The following is a 22,324-nucleotide window of genomic DNA, read 5'->3' as shown; positions in this document are numbered from 1 at the left end:
CCCATCCCGAACCCGGAAGCTAAGACCCACAGCGCCGATGGTACTGCACCCGGGAGGGTGTGGGAGAGTAGGTCACCGCCGGAACACCATTAACGGTCGAGGACCCCCACCACCAGGTGGGGGTCCTCCCGCATTTAACGACCCATACGAAATACTCAAGCCGAAACCCCATGCGGGTCCGGTTGGGCGGCGCGGGTAGAGTTGTTGCCCATGGATAACCTCTTCAGCCATGCTCCCGTTGACCCTTCTGATGGCCCCGAGCCGGAGGTAGCAGACGGCCTGGAGCCGGTTGTCTACACGGTGGTGGTACCCGGCGCCGTCGCCCGGGCCTTTGTGGGATTCACCGAACATACGCACCTCTGGTGGCCGCTGGAGGACCACAGCGTCTATGGCGCCGGCTCCTACGTGGAGTTCGAGGAGAGCCTCATCATGGAGACCGCTGATGATGGCCGGACAGCCGTGTGGGGATCCATTGACGACTGGCAGCCGCCGTTGTCCTTCCATGCCAGCTGGCACCCTGGGACCACTGCCATATGGTCCACTGAGCTCCGGGTGGCCTTCAAGGCGGTCGGCGAGGGAACAGAGCTCCGCCTGGTTCACAGCGGTTGGGAAGGCGCCGAGGATCCCGCGGCCGCCCGGGCAGACTACGCGGCCGGCTGGCCCGGCGTCCTGGACCGTTTTGTTCGCTTCATGGGCGGCGCCGGCGCCTGAGCTTGCTTGGTCTGTGGGCCGGATCGAGGCGTTGCTTCCCAGTTGCTCGGAGGACCGGGGCGGAGAACCCGTGGGGCCTCCCCGGCTTTCCGGGCCGTTCTGGGCAGACGGCCAGGCAATGGAGCGAGGAACTGGGCAGGAACGCCGCCACGGCGAAAATAGCCGGAGACTAGCGGATCCGTCCTTGGTCAAGGGGCGGAACAGCGGTGCTGGACCGGATGACAAAGCGCGTAGGGTATTCGGTGTGCGGGGCCGCCGCGTCTCCGGCGCCGTCGAGCCTGGCCAACAAGCGCCGCACGGCCAGCGCGCCCTGGCCCCGCGCGTCTTGATCGAACGTGGTGAGCCCGAAGACCTCACCAAGTTCATGGCCGTCGATGCCGATGACGGAGAGGTCCTGCGGCACCCGCAGGCCGAAATCCCGGGCAGCGAGGATCGTCCCAATCGCCATCTCATCGGAGGCGGCAAAGACGGCCGTGGGGCGCTCCGGTGAGGTGCCGAGCAGCGTACGGGCGTTGGCATAGGCGCCCTGGATCGTGAAATCGGCGGAGATCTGCCACTCCGGACGGACCGTCAGCCCGGCGTCGCGCATGGCTTTCTTGAAGCCCGCCTGGCGTGTCCCGGGAAGGCGGAAATCCTGGTCGTAGGCGGCATCGCCGGTCATATGGGCGATTTTGCTGTGGCCGAGCTGGATCAGGTGGCGGGCTGCGGCCTCCGCGATGCCGGAATCATCGATGCGGATGGTCGACGCGCCAGGCAACGGGCCGCCGATCCCGACGATCGGACGGTGGATGGCCAGCAGTTGGTCGATCTCGGCCTCGGAGAGCTCCAAGGACACTGCGATCACAGCATCCACGCGTTTGCGCAGCAGGAAGTCGTTCAGCACACTGTGGCGGCGCTCCCGGCCCTCGCTGACGTTGTACAGCGTCAGGTCGTAGCCGGCGTCCAGTAGGGTGGCAGAGACACCTTCGACCACCGAGGAAAAAAACCACCGGTGGACCGAGGGGACAACAAGGCCGACATTGTGATTGCGCCCGGAGGCCAGGCTGGAGGCGTGGTAGGACAGGACGAAGCCAAGCTCAGCGGCGGCGGTCTGGGCGCGTTCCCGGCTTCGCGGGGAAACGTTGCCTTTGCCGCTCAAGGCGCGCGAAACGGTGGCGATGGAGAGGCCGGCCCGTTCCGCGACGTCCTTGATGCCGGGCATGCCTAGCCCTCCGTGTCCTCGATGTAGATTTCCAGCCAAACAGTTTCACCTGAGCTTAACGGATCGCCGGCGCTGTCCATGCCCTCAACGTCGTAGCCGGCCTCCGGTGACGTTGAGCTGCGCAGCAGCACCCGCCCGGCGGGCAGTTCCAAGGGCTCGGACCCCACATTCAGCAGCACCAGCGTGGAGCCGTTGAGGAAGGCAAGGCTCGTGTCCGTGCACAGGTCCTCGTACCAGGACAGTGAGCCCCGGCCCAGGTCCAGCCGGCGGCGGAGCTCCAGCATGCGCTTGTAGAGGCTCAGGTGCGACGTCGGCGAAGCGGCCTGCACATCCCGCGCCAGCCGGACGAAGCTTTCCGGCTGCGGCAGCCACGGGTCCTGCCCGTCGCCAAATCCTGCGTGTAGTTCTCCGGCCCGCCAGGGCAGCGGGACGCGGCAGCCGTCGCGGCCCAGCCGTGCTCCGCCGGTGCGGGCAAAAGTGGGGTCCTGGCGCCGGGTGTCCGGGATGTCGATCCCGTCCGGAAGGCCGAGTTCTTCGCCCTGGTAGAGGTAAGCCCCGCCGGGCAGCCCGAGCATGAACAGGGACGCCGCTGCCGCGCGGGAGCGTCCGAGGTCCTCGTCCGGCTGCGGATCCCAGGTGCCGATTCCGTCACCGTCGCGCGGCGCCTGCCCGTTGTATCCGAAGCGGGTGGCGTGGCGGACGACGTCGTGGTTGGAGAGCACCCACGTGCTGGGGGCGGCGACGGCGTCCAGCGACGTCAGTGACTCGGTGATGACGTGGCGCATGCGATGCACGTCCAGGCCCGCGTGGAGGTAGGGGAAGTTGAAGGCCTGGTGCATTTCGTCCGGGCGCACCCAGTCGGCGAGCCGGGGGAGCGGGTCCACGTTCGCTTCGGCGCAGAGGATCCGGTCGGCGCCGTACTCGGCGAGAATCCGCCGCCACTGGCGGTAGATGTCGTGGAGGGCGGGCTGGCCGAACATCGGAGCGTCGTGGCCGGGGAAGCCGTCAGAGCTGCTGCCGTCGGCGCGGCCGCCCCACTCCGGCAGGCCGGTGGCCTTCACGAGGGCGTGCGCCACGTCCACCCGGAAACCGGAGACGCCGCGGTCCAGCCAGAAGCGCAGGACCCGCTCGAATTCCACGTGGACGGCGAGGTTGTCCCAGTTGAAGTCCGGCTGGGAGGAGTCGAAGAGGTGCAGGTACCACTGGCCCGGGGCGCCGTCCGGTTCGGTGATACGGGTCCAGGCTGAACCGCCGAAGTGGGACTGCCAGTTGTTCGGCGGTTCTTCGCCGAAGGTTCCCTTGCCGTCGCGGAAGATGAACATGTCCCGCTCCGGGCTGCCGGCGGGAGCAGCCAGGGCGGCCTGGAAGGCCGCGTGCTGGTCCGAGCAGTGGTTGGGCACCAGGTCAACGATCATCCGCAGTCCCAGCCGCGCGGCCTCGGCAATCATGGCGTCGAAGTCGTTCAGCGTGCCGAACAGGGGGTCGACGTCGCAGTAATCGCTCACGTCGTAGCCGGCGTCGCGCTGCGGAGACCGGTAGAACGGCGAAAGCCAGACGGCATCGATGTCCAGGTCGGCGAGCCGGGGAAGCTCGGCTGTGATTCCGGCGAGGTCGCCGATGCCGTCGCCGTTCAGGTCCCGGAACGAGCGAGGGTAGACCTGGTAGATGACGGCGGACCGCCACCATCCCGGGATGTGGTCTGCGGCGTGCACCGGGGTCAGCGGACCCGTCAGGGGGCCGGCCTGCGCGGCGGGGGAGAGGAGAACTGAATCAACGGACATGACGGTAATCGTAAGTCCCACACCGGGAAAATGAAAACGCTTCCAGTCACATTCGAATCGGGCAGTTTCGGCCAGTCGTTGGACTGTCCCGGCCCGGCGTCCGGCCAGCCAGCGGAGCCCCTCGCCCCGGGCCGGTGCGGTGACTTTTCAAAGTGGTACCTAGCGTGTACTTTGGAAGCGCTTGCAGTTGTGAGCCACATCACCGACGATGCCACGGGGCTCTGGAATGGACTTCCAGGGCCTTACGCGTGGATGCAGGAATTTATGAAAGGGACACCAATGAAGGTGCAGAACACCCTCACGAACGGAACGAGCCGCCGCGTATTCACCGCGGGCGCTATTTCCGTAGTGGCCGCACTGGCTCTCAGCGCGTGCGGCGGCGCCGCAGCCACCGCACCCGCGACCGCGACGGCCAAGCCTGACCTGAAGGCCTCCGGCGCCAGCACGATCACCATGTGGGTCGATGCCGAGCGCGCGCCCGCGCTGAAGGACATCACGGCCAAGTTCCAGACCGATACCGGCATCGCGGTCAAGCTCGTCGTCAAGGACTTCGCCGCTGTCCGCGACGACTTCATCACCCAGGTCCCGACCGGCAAGGGCCCGGACCTGATCGTTGGCCCGCACGACTGGGTCGGCAAGTTCGTCCAGAACGGCGTGATCGCTCCGGYGGAGCTCGGGGACAAGAAGTCCGAGTTCCAGGACTCCTCCATCAAGGCCATGACCTACAACGGCTCCGTCTACGGCGTCCCGTACGCGATCGAGAACGTCGCCCTGCTCCGCAACACGGACCTCGTTGCCCAGAGCGCCAAGACCCTGGACGAGGTCGTCGCCAACGGCAAGAAGGCCGTGGCCGACGGCAAGGCGAAGTTCCCGTTCCTCGTGGGCATGGACCCGAAGCAGGGCGATCCGTACCACCTCTACCCGCTGCAGGCTTCCATGGGCTCGCAGGTCTTCGGCAAGGCAGCCGACGGCGGCTACGACCCCAAGCAGCTCCTGATCGGCGACGCCTCCGGCGTCGAGTTCGCCAAGAAGCTGGCCGCCTGGGGCGACAAAGGCGAAAAGATCATCAACTCCAACATCACCGGTGACATCGCCAAGGAGAAGTTCCTGGCCGGAGAGTCCCCGTACTACCTGACCGGCCCGTGGAACGTGCCGGACGTGCAGAAGAAGGGCATCAAGTTCGCTGTCGACGAGCTGCCGACCACCGGCGACCAGCCGGCCCAGCCGTTCATCGGCGTCAACGGCTTCTTCATCAGCGCCAAGAGCGCCAACGCCCTGGCCACCAACGAGTTCGTCACCAACTACCTGACCTCCGGGGCCGCCCAGGACTCCATGTACAAGGCCGGCGGCCGCCCGCCGGCACTGAAGGCCTCCTTCGAGAAGGCAGCAAGCGACCCGGTTGTCGCCGCCTTCGGCAAGATCGGCGCCAACGGCGTCCCGATGCCGGCCATCCCGGAAATGAGTGCCGTCTGGGCCGACTGGGGAGCCACCGAGCTCGCCCTCATCAAGGGCCAGGGCGATCCCGCCGCTGACTGGGCCAAGATGGCCGCCAGCATCAAGAGCAAGATCAAGGGTTAGTCCCCGCGCCGGTTCCTGACGCTTCCCCAAGCGCCAGTGACCGGCGGCACCGGGCCGGGCGGGGGGGTGGCCCCCCGGCCCGGTNNNNGCCGTGAGGCCGCCCGGCCCGTTCCTGCATCACCCCAGCTTCTCCCAAGGACTGTAGACAGCCATGTCAGATACCGAACTCCGCGAGGACATAGACCCCGCACTGTCGTCCGCCCCGGACGCCGCCCCCACAACCTCAGCCCGGCGGGCTGGCAGCGCCCACCCACGCCGGAGCGGCCCCGAGGGGGTGAAGGGAACCATCGCCAAGATCGTGCTGCTGGGCCTCGTGGACGCCCTCGCTGTCTACATCCTGATGATGCTTTTCCTGAGCCAGTCCTGGCTGGCGTTGGGAGTCTCCGCCGCCGTCGTGCTGGTGATCAACTGGATCTACCTGCGCAAGGGCGGCCTGCCCGCCAAGTACCTGGCCCCGGGCGTGCTCTTCCTGCTCGTATTCCAGGTCTTCGTGGTCATGTTTAGCGGTTACATCGCGTTCACCAACTACGGCGACGGCCACAACAGCACCAAGGGTGACGCGATCGCCGCCATCCAGCTCACCGCGCAGAAGCGGGTGCCCGAGTCGCCGGCCTACAAGGCCGCCGTGCTCACCAAGGACAACTCCTTCTACCTTCTCTTCACCGACCCGCAGGGCAAGGTCTCGCTCGGTAACACCGAGACGCCGCTCGCGGAAGCCCCCGGCGCCGGCAAGGACTCGACCGGGAAGGCCAACGCCCTGGCCGGCTACCGAACCCTGAACTTCCAGGAGATCGTTGCCAACCAGCAGAGCATCCTGGACATCACCGTCCCGGTCTCCGCCAACCCGGCCGACGGCACCCTGCGCACCGCGGACGGCAGCAACGCCTACCAGTTCAAGCCGTCGCTGAAGTACGACGCCGCTGCCGACACTTTCACGGACACCGTCTCCGGTGCCGTCTACCGCGACAACGGCAAGGGCGCCTTCGCGGCAGGCAACGGCGAGACGCTCTCCACCGGCTGGAAGATCGACGTCGGGATGGAAAACTTCGCCCGCGCCTTCACCGACCCCAGCCTGCGCGGCCCGCTGCTCGGCGTTATCCTCTGGACCTTCACCTTCGCCCTGGCTTCCGTCGCTCTGACCTTTGCGCTGGGGCTGTTCCTGGCCATCACCTTCAACCGCGAGGACCTCAGGGGCAAGAAGGTCTACCGGATCCTGATGATCCTGCCGTACGCCTTCCCCGCCTTCCTCACCGGCCTGGTCTGGTCCGGCATCCTCAACCCGGAATTCGGGTGGCTCAACCAGAACTTGTTCGGCGGGGCATCCATCGGCTGGCTCACCGACCCGTTCCTGGCCAAGATCAGCGTGCTGGTGGTCAACCTCTGGCTGGGGTTCCCCTACATGTTCCTGGTCTGCACCGGCGCGCTGCAGTCGCTGCCCAGCGAGCTGGACGAGGCCGCCCGGATGGACGGTGCCGGCCCGTGGCGGGTGTTCCGCTCCATCAAGCTCCCGCTGCTGCTGGTCTCGATCGCGCCGTTGCTGATCTCCTCCTTCGCCTTCAACTTCAACAACTTCAACGTGATCTTCATGCTCACCGGCGGCGGACCCCGCTTCGAGGACACCAACCGGGACATCGGAGCCACCGACATCCTGATCACACTGGTGTACAAGGTGGCATTCGGGCAGGGCACTGGCCGTGACTACGGCCTCGCCAGCGCACTGGCGATCATCATCTTCATCATCGTGGCCACTGTCTCGGCCATCAGTTTCAAGCAGACCAAGGCACTCGAGGACGTGAACGCATGAAAGGGTCAGCATCGCGCACCGCCGCTCCGGCAGAGGAAACCCGGCAGGGTGGAGGGACCGGCCCCGGCAACATCACCACCGGCCCCGGCACCATCACCACCGGCGCGACCGACGTCGAATACCTCAAGTCGCTGCAGCGCCGGCGCCCGTTCGGCGTCTGGTTCAAGGACAAAGGATGGCGCCACCTGGTGGGGTGCATCGTGACGGTCTTCGCGGTCTTCCCGCTGCTCTACGTGCTCTCCGCAGCGCTCAACTCCACCGGCACCCTGGTGGGTTCCAACGCGCTGTTCAGCAGGATCGACTTTGGCAACTTCACCGCCCTGTTCGACATGCCCTCGCGGCCCTTTGCCCGCTGGTTCGGCAACACCATGGTGGTGGGCGGCGTGACCTCCGCGGCCACCGTGTTCCTGGGCGCCATGGCGGCGTACGCCTTCTCCCGGATGCGCTTCACCGGGCGCCGGATCGGCCTGCTGAGCCTGCTGCTGCTCCAGATGTTCCCGCAACTGCTCGCCGTCGTCGCCATCTTCCTGCTCCTGAGCGGCATCTCCGAGGTCATCCCGGCCCTCGGCCTGGGCAGCCAGCTGGGCCTGATCATGGTGTACCTGGGCGGCGCGCTGGGCGTGAACACCTACCTCATGTACGGCTTCTTCAACACCGTGCCGCAGTCCCTGGACGAGGCGGCGAAGATCGACGGCGCCAGCCACGCGCAGATCTTCTTCGGCATCATCATGCGGCTCGTCACGCCGATCCTGGCGGTGGTGGGCCTCCTGACGTTCATCGGCATCTCCGGCGAGTTCGTGATCGCCTCCGTGGTGCTCACGGACCCGGACAGCCAGACCCTCGCCGTGGGTCTGTACTCCTTCGTGGCGCAGCAGCGCTCGGAGAACTGGGGAGTCTTTGCCGCCGGCGCCGTGCTCAGCGCCATCCCGGTGATGGCCCTGTTCCTGTTCTTGCAGCGCTACATCGTCAGCGGCCTCACCGCGGGCTCGGTGAAGGGCTAGGCATGACGCTGCCAGGCAGCGCCGGCCCGCTGCCGCACCACGACGGTTCGGCACTCCACGCGCCCCGGCACGTGGAACCGGGGGCGGACGTCCGGCTGCGGCTCCGCGTGCCGGCCGTCTGGGGGCGGCCCGCCCGGGTGTGGCTCCGGTCCATCCACGACGGCGAACCCCGCTACGATCCGGCCAGGAACCTTGGCGACGTCGACGGGTGGGCCTGGTGGGAGGCTGCGATGGTGGTGACCAACCCGGTGGCCCGCTACCGGTTCCTGATCGAGGTAGGCCTGCGGTATTGGACCCTCAACGCGCAGGGCCTATTCAGCCGGGACGTCTCCGACTACGCCGACTTCCGCCTCACCACGTTCCGGCCCGCCCCCAAATGGCTGCGCCGGGGAACGATGTACCAGATCTTCCCGGACCGCTTCGCCCGCTCCACGCCGTCGCAGCCGGCGCCGGAACATACTTCCCCGGACGAGGCGTTCCCGGACTGGGCCGTGCCGTGCGGGTGGGACACCACCGAGGTCGAGGGCTCCGGTCCGCAGACCCCGTACCAGTGCTACGGCGGCGACCTCCGGGGCATCACCGAGCGGCTGGACCACATTCAGGCGCTCGGGGCCGACGTCATCTACCTGACGCCGTTCTTCCCGGCCCGCTCCAACCACCGCTACGACGCCGCCACCTTTTCCATGGTGGACCCGCTGCTGGGCGGGGACGAGGCCTTGGTGGAACTCGTCCAGGCCGCCCACGCCCGCGGCCTGCGGGTGATGGGCGACCTCACGGCCAATCATTCCGGCGACGCCCACGAATGGTTCCAGCGCGCCCTGGCCGACCCGGCCTCCGAGGAAGCCGGGTACTACTACTTCAATGCCGACCACATGGCGTACGAGTCGTGGTACGGCGTCAGGTCGCTGCCCAAGCTCAACTGGGCCTCTCAGGGCCTGCGCGAGAAATTCGTCCTGGACGACGATTCCCCGGTGGCGCTCTGGCTCCGGCCGCCGTTCAACCTGGACGGCTGGCGGATCGACGTCGGCAACATGACCGGCAGGCTCGGCGGCACCGATCTGAACTACGACGTCGCCCGGCTGATCGCGGACCGCGTCCGTTCGATCAACCCCGAGGCGGCTCTGCTCGCCGAGGCCACGAATGACGCGGCACCCGACTTCAGCGGCGAGCACTGGCACGGTGCCATGACCTACTCCAACTTCACCCGCCCGCTGTGGTCCTGGCTCGCAGGGGACGCGGGACACGTCAATTTCTTTGGAACCCCGCTGCCCGGCCCCAACCGGACCGCCGCGGAGGACTTCCTGGCCACGCACCTGGACCTCGCTTCCGCGTTCAGCTGGGACGTCCGTCAGCAGAACATGAACGCCCTGAACAGCCACGACACCGCGCGGGCGGCCACCGTGATGATCGACGGCGGCCAGCGGCTCGGCGCGCTGCTGATGTTCACCCTGCCGGGCGTTCCCGTGGTGTTCGCCGGCGACGAGTTCGGACTCAAAGGCGACAACGGGGAGTCCTCCCGGACGCCCATGCCCTGGGACGACCCCAGCCGCATCCTCACCGACCTGACGGCGGACTACGCAGCCCTCACCGCGCTGCGCCGGGACCAGCCCGCACTGACGGGCGGCGGCGTGCGCTGGCTGTACGCACGCGGGGACGTCCTGGCGTTCGTGCGTGAAACAGGGCAGAGCGCCGTACTCGTGGTGGTGGCCCGGGCCGGGGCGGAGGCGGAACTGGCTCCCGGAACACTCTCAGGGGCCCAGTTCGCGGCCCTGTCCGGGCGGCCTGCCTACGCGGCGGGCGAGGTCATGGTGGAACTGCGGCGGGAGCCGCGCGGGGCGCCGGGCRGGGCGCCGGAGCCATCGCCGGACGCTTCTGCCGGGAAGATCAGGGCGGATGAGGCCGCCCGATCCGCCCTGATCCGCACCCGGGGTCCGGCCGCTGCCGCATGGGTGCTGCCCGGGACCCGGCTGCCGCTCCCGCAGTCTTAGACTGGGAACCGGATTCGACCGAACTGGAGACCGCATGCGCAGCATCATCGACGAGCTGACCACCGCCCTGGGCGCGGCGAAAATTGCCGTGGACGCCACCACCCTGGCCGCCTATGCCGTGGACCAGGCTCCCGTCCTGGACTATCAGCTCCCGCAGGCGGTGGTCCGCGCCGAATCGGTGGCCGACGTGCAGGCAACTGTGCGTGCCTGCGCCGCCTTTGGCGTCGCGCTGGTGGCGCGCGGGGCCGGTACCGGGGTCTCCGGGGGCGCCCACGCGAGCGCGGGCTGCGTGGTGCTCACGCTCGAGGGGATGAACCGCATCCTGGACCTCAACCCGGATGACGAGACCGCCGTCGTGGAACCCGGCGTCATTAACGCCGACCTGAATGCGGCCGCCGCCGTGCACGGGCTCATGTATGCCCCGGATCCTGCAAGCTTCAAGATGTCCACCATCGGTGGCAACGTGGCCACCAACGCCGGCGGGCTGCGCTGCGCGAAGTACGGGGTGACCCGCGACTCTGTCCTGGCGCTCGACGTCGTCCTCGCGGACGGCTCCCTCATCCATACCGGCCACCAGACCTTCAAGGGCGTCGCCGGCTATGACCTCACCGGGCTGTTCGTCGGCTCGGAGGGGACCCTGGGGATCGTGGTCGGTGTCACCGTACGGCTGAAGTACCTGCCGCGCGATGTTCACACCATCGCCGCCTTCTACCCGGACTTCCGCAGYGCCGCGGCCGGGGTCCTCGCAGTGGGGAGGGCCCGCGTGCAGCCGGCCATCATGGAACTGCTCGACGGCGGCTCGCTCGCCCAACTCGATGACCTCCACGGCTCGGACCTGGCCGCACGCGGGGCATCCCTGCTGCTGATCCAGACCGACGGCTTCGGTGCGGCGGCGGAAGCCGCGGCCATCCGCCCGGTCCTGGTGGCGGGAGGAGCGGTGGTGACCATGGAGGCCAACGCGGAGGCAGAGGAGCTTGTCGAACTGCGCCGCAACAGCCGAGGGACCGAGGTGGACGACGAATACCGGGTGGGCGAGGACGTGGCCGTGCCGCGTTCGCGGCTGGTGGATTACGTCGCCGAGCTTGAGTCCATGGCGGCGGAACACCGGGTGCAGCTCAAAGTCGTGGCCCACGCCGGTGACGGCAACCTGCACCCCACCTTCTGGGTCGACCGGGCGGACAATGCCGTGGACCCCGATGCCATGGCCCGCCTGGGCGCCGCCCTGGACCGGTCGATTGCCGTGGCCCTGGCCATGGGCGGCACGATCACCGGCGAACACGGGATCGGGCAGTACAAGCTGCGCTGGCTTGGCCTGGAGCAGAAGGAACCCGTGCGGGAGCTGCAGCGCCGGATCAAGGAACTCTTCGATCCGGCCGGGATCCTGAACCCCGGCAAGGCGATTTAGCTCAAGGCGATTTAGCCCGGGCGTGCCACAACATGCCCGGCGCGCGGCTTAGTCGTCGGAGTCGGGGTATTCGTCTACTGAGTCGTCGGCGCCGTAGCGTGATTCCTCGGTCTCCACCTCAAGGATCTTGAGCAACCCCGTGTCCGGGTTGAGCATGATCGCGGCCTCGTCCCGCCGGTGGCGGAGTTCGTTGTCGATGTAGGACTGGACGGCCTCCGCCAGGGGGATGTGCCGGTTCTCTTTCTCGGACATGTACCAGCGGTGCTCCAGGACCTCGTGCACCGCCTCGGCCGGCTCGAGCTTGCCGGAGAGGTCGCGGGGGATGGCCCGGACGATCGGTTCGAAGATCTGGCTGACCCACAGGTGCGCGCTGTATTCCTCGTCCATGCCCGGGTTGTTGTCCGCCCGGAACGAGTCCATGTCGTTCAGGAGCCGGCGGGCCTGGTTTTCCTGGGCGTCCAGGCCGGTCAGGCGCAGCAGCCGGCGCTGGTGATGCCCGGCGTCGACGACCTTCGGCTGGAGCTGGATGGTCGAGCCGTTCTGCGTGGTCTTGATCGCGTATTCCTCGACGTCGAACCCCAGCTCGTTGAGCCGCCGGATCCGGGCGGCCACGCGCCAGCGTTCCCCGATCTCAAACGATTCCTTTGCCGTCAGCTCGGTCCACAACCGCCGGTAGCTGTCCATGATCAGCTCGCTGGTGGCCACGGGGTCCACCTTCTCCTCGATCAGGCCGCCGTCGAGGAGGTCCATGAGTTCCCCGGCGATGTTGACGCGGGCGATTTCGAGGTCGTACTCGCGCTGGCCGGTGGACAAATCCGGGTACAGTTCGCCGGTCTCGGCATCGACCAGGTAGGCGGCGAACGCGCCGGCGTCGCGGCGGAACAAGGTGTTGGAGAGTGAGACGTCGCCCCAGTAGAAGCCGATCAGGTGCAGCCGGACCAGCAGCAGGGCCTGGGCGTCGATGAGGCGGGTCAGGGTGTCCTTGCGCAGCATCTGGGAGAAGAGCGCACGGTAGGGCATGGAGAACTTCAGGTGCCGGGTGACCAGCACGGGGTTCAGCGGCCGGCCCTCCGGGGTGGTGCGTCCGGTGATGACGGCCACCGGCTCCACGCCGGGAACGTCCAGCCGGGCGAGTTTGCGCAGCATGTGGTATTCGTGGCGGGCCACGTGCTCCGAGGTTTCCTTGATGGCGATCACGGAGCCGCCGAGGTGGGCGAAGCGCACGATGTGCCGTGAGATGCCGCGGGGGAGGGCTGCCAGATATTCGGCCGGCCAGTCCTCGAGGGCAATGTGCCAGGGCAGGTCCAGCAGCTCGGGCTCGGTGGCGGCGGCCGTGATGCTCAGCGAGCTGGACACCATCGCGGCCTTGTCGTCATTGGCGCTGGCGGCCTCGAACCGGGGCAGTTTCCCGATCTGACCGTAGTCGGTGGGCTCGTCGTGCCACTGGGCACTGTTTTCCTCGGTCATGGGGTTTCCTCGGTCATGAATCAATTCTTCCGTATTTGGCGGGCCGCACCTAAAGCAGGGCTGTTAACGCCCGACGGCGGCCCTCCACTGGGGAGGACCGCCGTCTGCTGAGCCGGTGGGTGGGCCCACGCCGGCAGGGTTCCCTGACCGACGCGAAGCGAGGTTAGGGAGCCGGTGGATGGGCCCACGCCGGCAGGGTTCCCCGACCGACGCGAAGCGAGGTTAGGGAGCCGGTGGGGACTAGTCGCCGAGGCGCAGGCCGGTCTTGGTGTCGAACAGGTGTACATGGCCCGACTGGGGGCGGACCCAGATGGACTCACCCTTCATCGGGGGGCGGCGGCCGTCGACGCGGGCCACGATGTCGTGGCTCTGGCCATCGAGCGTGGTGTGGCCGTAGACGTACGCGTCGGCGCCGAGTTCTTCGACGACGTCGACCTCGACCTGGAGACCTTCACCCTGGGCAACAGTCTCAAGGTCTTCCGGGCGGGAACCGAGGGTCACGGTCTGGCCGTGGGCTTCCTCGAGGACGTCGCGCGGTACCGGGTAAACGGTTCCGCCAAACTGCACGCCGCCGTCGACRACGGGSAGTTCSAGCAGGTTCATGGCGGGGGAGCCGATGAAGCCGGCCACGAAGACGTTCTTGGGCTTGTCGTACAGGTTGCGCGGGGTGTCGACCTGCATCAGCAGGCCGTCCTTCAGCACGGCGACGCGGTCACCCATGGTCATGGCCTCGACCTGGTCGTGGGTCACGTAGACCGTGGTGACGCCGAGGCGGCGGGTCAGGGACGCGATCTGSGTGCGGGTCTGSACGCGSAGCTTGGCATCAAGGTTKGACAGCGGCTCATCCATGAGGAAGACCTGMGGGTTRCGCACRATGGCGCGGCCCATGGCAACGCGCTGRCGCTGGCCGCCGGAGAGKGCCTTCGGCTTGCGGTCCAGGTACGGTTCGAGGTCGAGCAGCTTGGCGGCCTCACGGACGCGCTCGGCGCGCTCTTCCTTGCTGACGCCGGCGATCTTCAGTGCGAAGCCCATGTTGTCCGCCACGGTCATGTGCGGGTACAGGGCATAGTTCTGGAACACCATGGCGATGTCGCGATCCTTCGGCGGGACGTCAGTGACGTCGCGGTCGCCGATGAGGATGCGGCCGGAGTTGACGTCCTCGAGACCTGCAAGCATGCGCAGGGAGGTCGACTTTCCGCAGCCGGAGGGTCCAACGAGGACCAGGAATTCGCCATCGGCGATATCAATGTTCAGCTTGTCAACAGCGGGCTTCTCGGTGCCCGGGTACAGACGTGTTGCGTTATCAAAAGTAACTGTAGCCACAGTTATCAATCCCTTCACCGGCAGGTACGTGCCGGACGATCCGTAGTGAATGGTCGTTTTATGCAGTTGGTAATTCAATTGTGGGATTTCATACGCATACTCCTCGGCCGAAGCCGAGGAGTACCCAGTGACGCCGCACGGTAGTTGTGCGCCACATCACAAACAGAGTATGTCAGATATATGCCAAATGGGTTAAAAAGTTACGGATGTCACACGTGGGGTCAGTCACATGGCGCCAGAAGTGGGTATGTATGCTGTGCGCATGACGGCACTGCAGATCTATGTCAGTTTCCCCGGCACGGCGCGTGAAGCACTTGGCTTCTACGCCGACGTCTTCGGCGGAGAGCTTGCCTTGTTCACCTACGAGGAGTTCAACCGCAGCGATGGCCCGCCGGATGCCATTGCCCACGGACAGCTGAACGGCGCAGTCGCTTTGGCGGGGTCGGATGCGGCCCCGGGGGAGAAAAGCGTCCGGTTCGAAGGCCTCATGCTCTCGCTGCTGGGGACCGCCGAACCGGCAGTTCTCCACGAGTGGTTCGACAAGCTCGCCGTTGACGGCCGGGTGATCGACCCCCTTGCCCCGAAGCCCTGGGGCGCAACAGATGGCCAGGTCCTCGACCGTCACGGACTGCACTGGTTGATCGGCTACGAACCTGAGTCGTGACCGACGCCCGGTTGACCGCTCCGTAGGCCCGCGTTAGCTCCCRGAGTCGAGGRCCTTCTTCCGCTCCCGCAGGAGGGCCTCCAGCAGTTCGCAGATGTGCACCGGCGCCTCCACCCGGAACTCGGCCTGGGTGAAATCGAGCCCCACCTTCACCCCGAGATCGCCCGGGACGAGGCTGGCCAGGGCGTCCTCGTCGGTGGTGTCGTCTCCGGCGAAAGCCACAGCCGTGGCTCCGGCAGCCTGCCGCAGGAAGGCAATGCCCTCGCCCTTGGAGGCGTTCACGACGGAGGTCTCCAGGACGCGGTTGCCCGACTTGAGGAAGACGCCGCTGCGGTCCTGCAGGACCGCCCGCGCCGCGGCGACGGCGTCCTCGGCGACGTCGTCCGCCGCGAGCCGCGTGTGCAGGACGACGCCGGCCGGCTTGTCTTCCAAAAGGGTCCCCGGGGCCTGTTCCACGATTCCCTCAAGCTCCTGGCGGACTTCGGCCAGGAGTTCGCGTTGGGCGTCGTCGAGCATGAGCTCCGAGGAGCCGGGCCCCATCCAGACCTCTGCGCCGTGGCTGCCGATCAGCAGCGTCTCCTCCGGCGGGGAGGCTACGGCCCGCAGGCTGTCCAGCGCCCGGCCGGAGATGAGCGCCGTCGTCGTCCGGGGAAGTTCCGCCAGCGCCGCGAAGGCGGCGGCGGAGCGCGGGAGCGCACGGGCGTCGGCCGCATGGTCCACGAGCGGTGACATGGTGCCGTCGAAGTCCATCGCCACGAGCAGGTGCCCGGTGCCGGCGACGCGGCGCACGGCTGCCAGCAGCTCAGGGGAGAGCGAGAGTGGGGCCGGGTTTGGAGTGTTGGTCTCTGAGTCGTGGGTTCCGGCGGCGTCAGGAGTCATCGCGTACAACCTTTTCGGCGAGGGCTTTCAGGAAGTCGGAGGACCAGAGGTCGACGTCGTGGTCCAGAATCTGCTTGCGCATGGCCCGCATGCGGCGTGATGCCTCGGCCGGCTGCATGTTGACGGCCCTCATGATCGTGTCCTTGAGGCCGTCAATGTCGTGCGGGTTCATCAGCAGGGCCTGCTTGAGCTGGTCGGCGGCGCCGGCGAACTCACTCAGTACCAGCGCTCCGTCGTTGTTTGTCCGGGCCGTGACGTATTCCTTGGCGACGAGGTTCATGCCGTCGCGCAGGGCGGTGACCAGCATGACGTCCGCGGCCAGGTACAGGGACACCATCTCTTCGATGGGGTAGCTGTGGTGCAGGTAGCGGACGGCCGTGCTCTCCATGGTGTCGAAGGTGCCGTTGATGTGGCCCACTGTGCCCTCGACCTCCTCGCGGAGCAGGCGGTACTGCTCCACACGCTCACGGCTGGGGCTGGCCACCTGGATCAGGGTCGCGTCCTCGACGGTGACCTTGGCGTCCTGCAGCAGTTCCTCGTACGCCTTGAGCCGGTGCCGGATGCCCTTGGTGTAGTCGAGCCGGTCGACGCCGAGCAGGATGGTCTTGGGGTTGCCGAGGTCCCGGCGGATCTGCTGCGCCCGCTCGATTACCTCCGGCTTCTTCGCCAGCTCGCTGATCTGCTTGACGTCAATGGAGATTGGGAAAGCCTGGGCCCTCGCGATGTGGGTGGTCTCGCCGTCGGCGCCCCTGACATGGACCTGCTGCTGCTTGACGCTCGCGCCAAGGAAGCGCCGTGCGGAGCGCATGAAGTTTCCGGCATCGCTGCTGCGCTGGAAGCCCACCAGGTCCGCGCCCAGCAGGCCGTCGATGATCGCACGGCGCCACGGGAGCTGGGCAAAGATCTCCGGCGGCGGGAAGGGGATGTGGTTGAAGAACCCGATCTTCAGATCCGGCCGGGCCTCCCGGAGCAGCTTGGGAACCAGTTGGAGCTGGTAGTCCTGCACCCAGACGGTGGCACCCTCGGCCGCATGGCGGATGACGGCGTCGGCGAACCTCCGGTTGACCTTCCGGTACGAATCCCACCACGTGCGGTGGAACTCCGGCGGGGCGATCACGTCGTGGTAAAGCGGCCACAACGTGGCGTTCGAAAAGCCCTCGTAGAAAAGCTCGATGTCCTCGGTGCTCAGCTGGACGGGGATCAGGTCGATGCCGCCGTGGCTGAAAGGCTTGACCGTCTCATCGGGGGCCCCGTGCCAGCCCACCCACGCGCCGTCGGTCTTGGTCATCATCGGGGCCAGGGCTGTCACGAGTCCGCCGGGGGAGCGGCGCCAGCCACCCTCGCAGCCGGCCTCGTCGGCAGAACAGCGGTCGACGGGCAGCCGGTTGGACACCACCATGAAGTCGAACTGATCCCCTGCCGCGGCGCCGTCGGTGGCCGCCCGCGCCGCTTCAGTGGTGCTCTGTGTGCCGTGGCCGGCGCTGTCCGTTGCTTCCATTGGTGCCCCCTGGGGTCCGCTCGTGGCTCTTCATCAACCCTAGCCGCCCGGAATCTTCCGGGCTATTCGTCCGTTGGGCAGGCGGAAGGGAAACTTGAAAGCGCAAGTTCTCGGGTTTCTCCCCTAAAATGATGACGTTGCCACTGAGTGGACCGTCCCTGGCCGAACGACCCGAGGAACCAATGAGCCCCGCAAACGAACCCCGACTGTCTAAGGCAGAGCGCACTGCCGCGGCGCGCGAGAAAGCCCGCGAGATCCGCGATGCGCAGCTGAAGAAGGAGAAGCGCAACAAGCTGCTGATCGGCTGGGGCATCGTTGCCGCCGTCGTCGCCATCATCGTGATCGTCGCGCTGGTTGTCACCTCCAACATCAAGAACAACGCCCCGGTTGCAGACGAGGGACCCACGCCGGCCAATGGCAACATCCACGGCGGTGTCACCCTGCTGGCGAACACCGAGGTGGCGAAGACCGATCCCGCAACCGTGAAGCTGTCCGACCTCCCGTCCGCTCCGGCCACGCCGCCGTCTCCGGTCACGGCCCCGGGCGCCGAGGCTGAGGCCGGCAAGCCGGTCAAGGTGGTCCTCTACATCGACTTCATCTGCCCCGTCTGCAAGAACTTCGAGGCGCAGTACAACGAGACGCTCACCAAGCTGCGCAACGAGGGCAAAATCACCGTGGAGTACCGCCCGCTCGGATTCCTTGACAGCCGGTCCACCACGAACTACTCCTCGCGCGCGGCCAACGCCGCAGCCTGCGTGGTCAACGAATCCCCGGAGAAGTACTCGGACTTCGTCGACCTGCTGTTCGCCAAGCAGCCGGCCGAAGGCAGCGCCGGACTCTCCGACAACGAGCTGAAGACGCTGGCCACCGACGCCGGGGCCAAGAGCATCGAGACGTGCGTGGATGGCAAGACCTACCGTCCGTGGGTGAAGCACACCACCCAGGAGGCCACGGTAATCGGCATCACCGGCACGCCCACCGTGTTCGTTGAAGGCAAGCAGTGGGGCGTCGGCGACAGCGCCCAGACCCCGTTCGACCAGTACCTGCAGGCCGCGGTCGACGCCAAGAAGTAACCGCACAAGGGCACATGCCGTTGAAGGCCACAAGTTGATGGCCCGGCCCCGGATCGTTCCGGGGCCGGGCCATTGCTTTTAGTCTTCGCTGCGGCCTTCGCTGGGCGGGAGGGGCGTTGAGCGTTTTTCTCTGGGTTTTTCTCACCGGGCGTCGGTGGGCTAATCTTGTCTAGCGTCCTGGCATCCGCGCCATTTTGTGGCCCGGAGTTGTGTCGGGAAGCAGGAATGCCTCCTTAGCTCAGTTGGCCAGAGCACCGCTCTTGTAAAGCGGGGGTCGTCGGTTCGAATCCGACAGGGGGCCCCACGAACCCCTCCGTTCCGGCGAATTTGGCCGGGACGGAGGGGTTTTCTTATGTCCTAAAACAGGCGACTAGCCGGGCGACGCATTTCCAGTCAACGTTTCCAGCCCTGTGGCGGAGGGTTCCGTCGACGAAGCGGCGAAGGTACCGGGTAACTCGTCAAAACAATTGAAGCTGTAGAGATGGATGCCGTCGACGACAGGCTGGGCGGTCAGCTCGTTGATGAGAGTCCCGGGCGAGTAGCGTTCGCCGCTCAGGAGGCGGCGGGCGAGCGGTCGTTTCCGGCTAAGGAACCGGAGGGACGTTCCGACGCCGATCTTCGTTGCCAGTGCAATCAGCCTGGTTCTTGGGACGGCCCCGGCAACCCCGGCCCGGACTGGAAGCATGACTCCCTCGCGACGCAGCATCGCCGTGTAGCTATGGATACTGTCTGCCGAGAAGCACATCTGCGTGACGACGTTGGAGGCAAGTTCCTGCTTGGCCAACAATGATTCGAGCAGCTGCAGCGGGCCGATGCCGGGATGACCCTCCGGATACCCGGCGACCCCAACGGCCATCTGGCCGCCGCTGATTTCGGCGATCTCGCGCGGCAGCTCGCCGCCATCGGCGAAGGGACCCGCGGGCTGCGGGGCGTCACCGCCAACCGCGAACACTTCTGAGATGCCGTACCCAGCACATTCCCGGATGATGCCGGCCAGCTGGGTGCGATCCGCCAGGCTGCGGGCCGCGATGTGCGGGACCACGGTGTAGCCGAGCAGACTGAGCTGGGCGGCCGTGCGCATGGTCCGCCCGGTTCCGTGGTGAGGCAGACACGTGATGGTGAGCGTCGTGGTCAGCGGTACTGCCGTCGTGGAGTGCTGACCTCAGCCGACGGCAGGCGCCGCGGATTGTCGTGGAGGTCCATGGCTTCATGGATCTGCAGGGCAAACCACAGTTGCGCCAGAGTGGAGGTTTCGGTCATATCGAGGCCCGTCAGCTCGCTGATCTTTCGGATTCGATAGATGATGGTCTGCCGATGCGCGAACAGGGCGGCCGCCGTTTTCTGCCAGGACCGTTGCGTGTCGAGGAACGTCTTGAGCGTGACGATGAGGTCCCCGTTTTCCCGCTGTTCATACTCGAAAATGGGTCCGAGGAGCCGCTGGACCAGGGCGTGGCCTTCCTCAAAGCTGGTGAGCCCGAGCCACGAGGGTCCCTCGGCATAGCGGACCAACCGCTCGCCGGTGCTTGACGCCGTCCCAAGTGCCCACATCGATTCCTGAAGAGCTCTCTGCACACCAGCGGCCGCGGACGGCCGGCTGATCCCGATCCTGACGTCCAAGGGGACCGTGTGTCGCAGCAGATCATCGGTGCAGTCTGCTGCGACAGCCAAATGGATTGTGTCGAATCTGCGCTGGCACGCCGTCGGGTAGCCGTGTCGCCAGAGATCAACGTGGATCCCTGCCAGGCGCTCACCGTCGTCGCTGGACATAGAGATGATGAGGAATTCCCGTGACGAAATCCCGAACTCAGGCAGTCGGCTTTCAATGTCGGCTATGCCCAGGCGCCCGTCAAAGGCCTGCAAAAGGAACTCCGCACCCAGCCGGCGCTGGTTCTCGAGAGACAGCACCGTCCGCGACAGCTCGAGTCCCAGGACTGTGGCCGCATGGAGCAGCACTACCGCGTCCGGGAGCGGTTCGGATTTCGGCAGCACCACCAGAAGCGCGTTGGCGTGAGTCGGAATATCCATCATCAGAAGGTGGCCTTCCCCCAACCGATGCCACTGGAACTTCTTGCTGGCCACCGGTGACTTGCTGGTCAGCGGTTCAAGTTGCTGCTTGAGGCCCGGTGGCAGCGGCTGGCCTCCGGGATGCCAGGCGTGCAGGCACCGTCGATCAATGACGAAGAGGCTGGCATCGAGTTCGGCTTCGATACCCAGGATCAGTCCCAGCCAGTTGCCCTCAGATGGCCCCGCCAGCCGCAGCAGGTCATAAATACGGGCCGTCTGGCGCAGCCTGCGGGACTCTTCGAGCAACGAAGACTCAGCGACCGAACGTGCGATGGCGATGAACGGAAGCGGGTAGGGGATGCTGATGAGCGGCAACGGCAAGCGGTCACAGGCATCGAGGAACTCGAGACAGAGTTCAGGGGCATGCATCTGCTCGCCGATCGCCAGTGCACTGGCACCTGCGTTCACCAGTGCCTCGGCAAGCTCAACCTGCCCCTCGGGATCGGCCGGAATGGAGAGCCCGTTAGTCATCATGAGCTCGCCGCCGGTGACCCATTCCCACAGSCGCGGCAGGTCGGAGGTGTGGGCCCAGGTGACCCGGTTGCCCAGACCGGCGGAACCCGCCAGAAGGCTCAGTCCCAGCTGGGGTTCGGCAAGCAGTTCGGCCACGGTGATCGCCATGCGCGGTTCCTGTTCATGAGTCCGGAGGCCGTCCCCAGGCCGCTTATACATATGTATAAGCCTCTCGGCTCTTTGTAGTCAATCGGCGGATGTACCGCGTGACTCAGATCACTAATAGTTAAGGCATAGACCTCGACCGGCGCAGGAAGAAATTGCCAGGCCGACTGAAACCACAGCAACCGGAGGACCCCAGTCATGACCACGCACAAGCCAATCGGCCCCGTCGACGCAACAAAAGTTCCCCGCTACGCGGGCCTGGGCACCTTTGCCCGGCTTCCTCAGATTGACCGGGTCCCGGACTACGACATTGCGATCGTCGGTGTCCCGTTCGACGGCGGTACCTCCTACCGCCCCGGCGCCCGCTTCGGTCCGGCCGCTGTCCGTGAAGCGTCGCGGCTCCTGCGCCCCGGCTACCACCCTGAGCTCGACGTTGAGCCGGTGTACGAAGCCCAGGTTGTGGACGCCGGCGACATCGCCTGTACCCCCTACGACATCGCCCGCGCAGTCCGCGAGATCGAGGAACAGGCCCTCCCGCTCCTTGGCGACGCCGGCTCCGGCAAGAGGCTCATCTCCATCGGCGGCGACCACACGATCGCGCTCCCGATGCTGCGGGCCTTGAACAAGGTCCACGGCCCCGTCGCCCTGCTCCACTTCGACGCACACCTGGATACCTGGGACACCTATTTCGACCAGCCGGTCACGCACGGAACCATCTTCCGCCGGGCCTTCGAGGAAGGCCTTCTGGTCGAGGACAAGTCGATGCACGTCGGCATCCGCGGCCCGGTTTATGACCGCAACGATTTCCTTCGCGACCACGAGTTCGGCTTTCAGATCATCCGCTGCTCGGACCTGGACGTCATCGGGGTTCCGGCCGCGATCCAGCGCGTCAAGGACCGGCTGGGCGACACCCCGGTCTATGTCTCCATCGACATCGACGTCCTGGACCCGGCCTACGCCCCGGGCACCGGCACTCCGGAAATGGGCGGGCTCCACTCCCGCGAACTGCTGGCGCTGCTCCGCGGATTGAACGGCATCAACATCGTGGGCGCCGACGTCGTCGAGGTCGCTCCGGCCTACGACCATGCAGACATCACCACAGTCGCCGCGGCGACGCTGGTCTTCGACCTCCTCGCCCTGATGGTGAACCGCAGCAAGGCCACCGCCAACGTCACTGTGGAGCTGCAAGCGGCCACCGTCTGACCACAACTGCTGGGCTCTCGCGCCTGATTTATACATATGTATRAACAGGTCTACGGCAACTATTCA

At 66.6% G+C, this 22,324-nt stretch carries 17 protein-coding genes, 1 tRNA gene and 1 rRNA gene; 11 read left to right on the top strand and 8 right to left on the bottom strand.

What is annotated here, in order from left to right; translation table 11 throughout:
* Together rrf and AC1DHX_RS09920 are read left to right on the top strand one after the other, a co-directional pair.
* Positions 1–84, top strand: a 5S ribosomal RNA gene (gene rrf / locus AC1DHX_RS09925); the annotation flags it as partial.
* A 126-nt stretch (positions 85–210) separates the two neighbouring features.
* Positions 211–711, top strand: coding sequence for an SRPBCC domain-containing protein (locus AC1DHX_RS09920; protein WP_230007238.1), 501 nt, complete (start codon positions 211–213; stop codon positions 709–711).
* A gap of 169 nt (positions 712–880) precedes the next feature.
* Here AC1DHX_RS09920 and AC1DHX_RS09915 read toward each other — a convergent pair whose 3' ends face one another.
* On the bottom strand, positions 881–1,912 hold the full coding sequence (locus AC1DHX_RS09915; RefSeq protein ID WP_476860105.1) for a LacI family DNA-binding transcriptional regulator: 1,032 nt from the start codon (positions 1,910–1,912) through the stop codon (positions 881–883).
* A gap of 2 nt (positions 1,913–1,914) precedes the next feature.
* Positions 1,915–3,693, bottom strand: a complete 1,779-nt coding sequence (locus tag AC1DHX_RS09910; protein ID WP_476860106.1) for a glycoside hydrolase family 13 protein — start codon at positions 3,691–3,693, stop codon at positions 1,915–1,917.
* A gap of 279 nt (positions 3,694–3,972) precedes the next feature.
* Between AC1DHX_RS09910 and AC1DHX_RS09905 the strand changes: the two genes are divergently transcribed.
* From AC1DHX_RS09905 to AC1DHX_RS09885, 5 genes are all read left to right on the top strand, one after another.
* On the top strand, positions 3,973–5,271 hold the full coding sequence (locus tag AC1DHX_RS09905; protein WP_476899996.1) for a sugar ABC transporter substrate-binding protein: 1,299 nt from the start codon (positions 3,973–3,975) through the stop codon (positions 5,269–5,271).
* Positions 5,272–5,422: 151 nt separating this feature from the next.
* Complete coding sequence (locus tag AC1DHX_RS09900; RefSeq protein WP_476860108.1) at positions 5,423–7,075, top strand: ABC transporter permease subunit; 1,653 nt, start codon at positions 5,423–5,425, stop codon at positions 7,073–7,075.
* Complete coding sequence (locus AC1DHX_RS09895) at positions 7,072–8,076, top strand: sugar ABC transporter permease (RefSeq protein ID WP_476860109.1); 1,005 nt, start codon at positions 7,072–7,074, stop codon at positions 8,074–8,076. Before AC1DHX_RS09900 ends, AC1DHX_RS09895 begins: the two co-directional genes overlap by 4 nt.
* Positions 8,077–8,078: 2 nt before the next feature.
* A complete protein-coding gene (locus AC1DHX_RS09890; protein WP_476899995.1) occupies positions 8,079–10,064 on the top strand; it encodes a glycoside hydrolase family 13 protein in 1,986 nt (661 codons plus the stop codon).
* Between the two features lie 34 nt (positions 10,065–10,098).
* Positions 10,099–11,469 carry an FAD-binding oxidoreductase gene (locus tag AC1DHX_RS09885; RefSeq protein WP_476860111.1) on the top strand — a complete coding sequence of 457 codons (1,371 nt, stop codon included), beginning with the start codon at positions 10,099–10,101 and terminating at the stop codon, positions 11,467–11,469.
* Between the two features lie 48 nt (positions 11,470–11,517).
* On the opposite strand, the gene AC1DHX_RS09880 is transcribed toward AC1DHX_RS09885, so the two are convergent.
* Complete coding sequence (locus AC1DHX_RS09880) at positions 11,518–12,936, bottom strand: DUF4032 domain-containing protein (protein WP_028278083.1); 1,419 nt, start codon at positions 12,934–12,936, stop codon at positions 11,518–11,520.
* Between the two features lie 240 nt (positions 12,937–13,176).
* Complete coding sequence (locus tag AC1DHX_RS09875; RefSeq protein ID WP_018775851.1) at positions 13,177–14,259, bottom strand: ABC transporter ATP-binding protein; 1,083 nt, start codon at positions 14,257–14,259, stop codon at positions 13,177–13,179.
* 262 nt (positions 14,260–14,521) lie between these two features.
* Here AC1DHX_RS09875 and AC1DHX_RS09870 point away from each other — a divergent pair, with 262 nt between their 5' ends.
* A complete protein-coding gene (locus AC1DHX_RS09870) occupies positions 14,522–14,923 on the top strand; it encodes a VOC family protein (RefSeq protein WP_476851838.1) in 402 nt (133 codons plus the stop codon).
* 33 nt (positions 14,924–14,956) lie between these two features.
* On the opposite strand, the gene otsB is transcribed toward AC1DHX_RS09870, so the two are convergent.
* Together otsB and AC1DHX_RS09860 are read right to left on the bottom strand one after the other, a co-directional pair.
* Positions 14,957–15,802 (bottom strand): trehalose-phosphatase, encoded by an 846-nt coding sequence (gene otsB / locus AC1DHX_RS09865; protein WP_476899994.1) that lies wholly within the window; start codon positions 15,800–15,802, stop codon positions 14,957–14,959.
* Complete coding sequence (locus AC1DHX_RS09860; protein WP_476860171.1) at positions 15,792–17,201, bottom strand: alpha,alpha-trehalose-phosphate synthase (UDP-forming); 1,410 nt, start codon at positions 17,199–17,201, stop codon at positions 15,792–15,794. Before AC1DHX_RS09860 ends, otsB begins: the two co-directional genes overlap by 11 nt.
* 281 nt (positions 17,202–17,482) lie before the next feature.
* On the opposite strand from AC1DHX_RS09860, the gene AC1DHX_RS09855 reads away from it, so the two are divergent.
* Positions 17,483–18,373 (top strand): DsbA family protein, encoded by an 891-nt coding sequence (locus AC1DHX_RS09855; protein WP_476851840.1) that lies wholly within the window; start codon positions 17,483–17,485, stop codon positions 18,371–18,373.
* A gap of 227 nt (positions 18,374–18,600) precedes the next feature.
* Positions 18,601–18,677: transfer RNA gene (locus tag AC1DHX_RS09850), tRNA-Thr, on the top strand.
* 66 nt (positions 18,678–18,743) lie between these two features.
* Here the strand turns inward: AC1DHX_RS09850 and AC1DHX_RS09845 are convergent.
* Both AC1DHX_RS09845 and AC1DHX_RS09840 read right to left on the bottom strand, forming a co-directional pair.
* A complete protein-coding gene (locus AC1DHX_RS09845; protein ID WP_476857571.1) occupies positions 18,744–19,454 on the bottom strand; it encodes a methylenetetrahydrofolate reductase in 711 nt (236 codons plus the stop codon).
* A 50-nt stretch (positions 19,455–19,504) separates the two neighbouring features.
* Positions 19,505–21,058, bottom strand: a complete 1,554-nt coding sequence (locus tag AC1DHX_RS09840) for a PucR family transcriptional regulator (RefSeq protein ID WP_476860113.1) — start codon at positions 21,056–21,058, stop codon at positions 19,505–19,507.
* A 195-nt stretch (positions 21,059–21,253) separates the two neighbouring features.
* Between AC1DHX_RS09840 and speB the strand changes: the two genes are divergently transcribed.
* Positions 21,254–22,258 (top strand): agmatinase, encoded by a 1,005-nt coding sequence (gene speB / locus AC1DHX_RS09835; RefSeq protein WP_476857569.1) that lies wholly within the window; start codon positions 21,254–21,256, stop codon positions 22,256–22,258.
* Positions 22,259–22,324 lie beyond the last annotated feature (66 nt).

The sequence above is a fragment of the Arthrobacter sp. 05N33_2 genome (genome assembly GCF_056397425.1).
Note: the sequence above shows the minus strand (reverse complement) of the source record. Positions and strands in the feature narration are given on the sequence as shown.

Bases quoted from the DNA above. Each gene is read 5' to 3' on its own strand.
- AC1DHX_RS09920 (WP_230007238.1), top strand. From the start codon at position 211: ATGGATAACCTCTTCAGCCATGCTCCCGTTGACCCTTCTGATGGCCCC.
- AC1DHX_RS09915 (WP_476860105.1), bottom strand. From the start codon at position 1,912: ATGCCCGGCATCAAGGACGTCGCGGAACGGGCCGGCCTCTCCATCGCC.
- AC1DHX_RS09910 (WP_476860106.1), bottom strand. From the start codon at position 3,693: ATGTCCGTTGATTCAGTTCTCCTCTCCCCCGCCGCGCAGGCCGGCCCC.
- AC1DHX_RS09900 (WP_476860108.1), top strand. From the start codon at position 5,423: ATGTCAGATACCGAACTCCGCGAGGACATAGACCCCGCACTGTCGTCC.
- AC1DHX_RS09895 (WP_476860109.1), top strand. From the start codon at position 7,072: ATGAAAGGGTCAGCATCGCGCACCGCCGCTCCGGCAGAGGAAACCCGG.
- AC1DHX_RS09880 (WP_028278083.1), bottom strand. From the start codon at position 12,936: ATGACCGAGGAAAACAGTGCCCAGTGGCACGACGAGCCCACCGACTAC.
- AC1DHX_RS09870 (WP_476851838.1), top strand. From the start codon at position 14,522: ATGACGGCACTGCAGATCTATGTCAGTTTCCCCGGCACGGCGCGTGAA.
- AC1DHX_RS09860 (WP_476860171.1), bottom strand. From the start codon at position 17,201: ATGGTGGTGTCCAACCGGCTGCCCGTCGACCGCTGTTCTGCCGACGAG.
- AC1DHX_RS09855 (WP_476851840.1), top strand. From the start codon at position 17,483: ATGAGCCCCGCAAACGAACCCCGACTGTCTAAGGCAGAGCGCACTGCC.
- AC1DHX_RS09845 (WP_476857571.1), bottom strand. From the start codon at position 19,454: ATGCGCACGGCCGCCCAGCTCAGTCTGCTCGGCTACACCGTGGTCCCG.
- speB (WP_476857569.1), top strand. From the start codon at position 21,254: ATGACCACGCACAAGCCAATCGGCCCCGTCGACGCAACAAAAGTTCCC.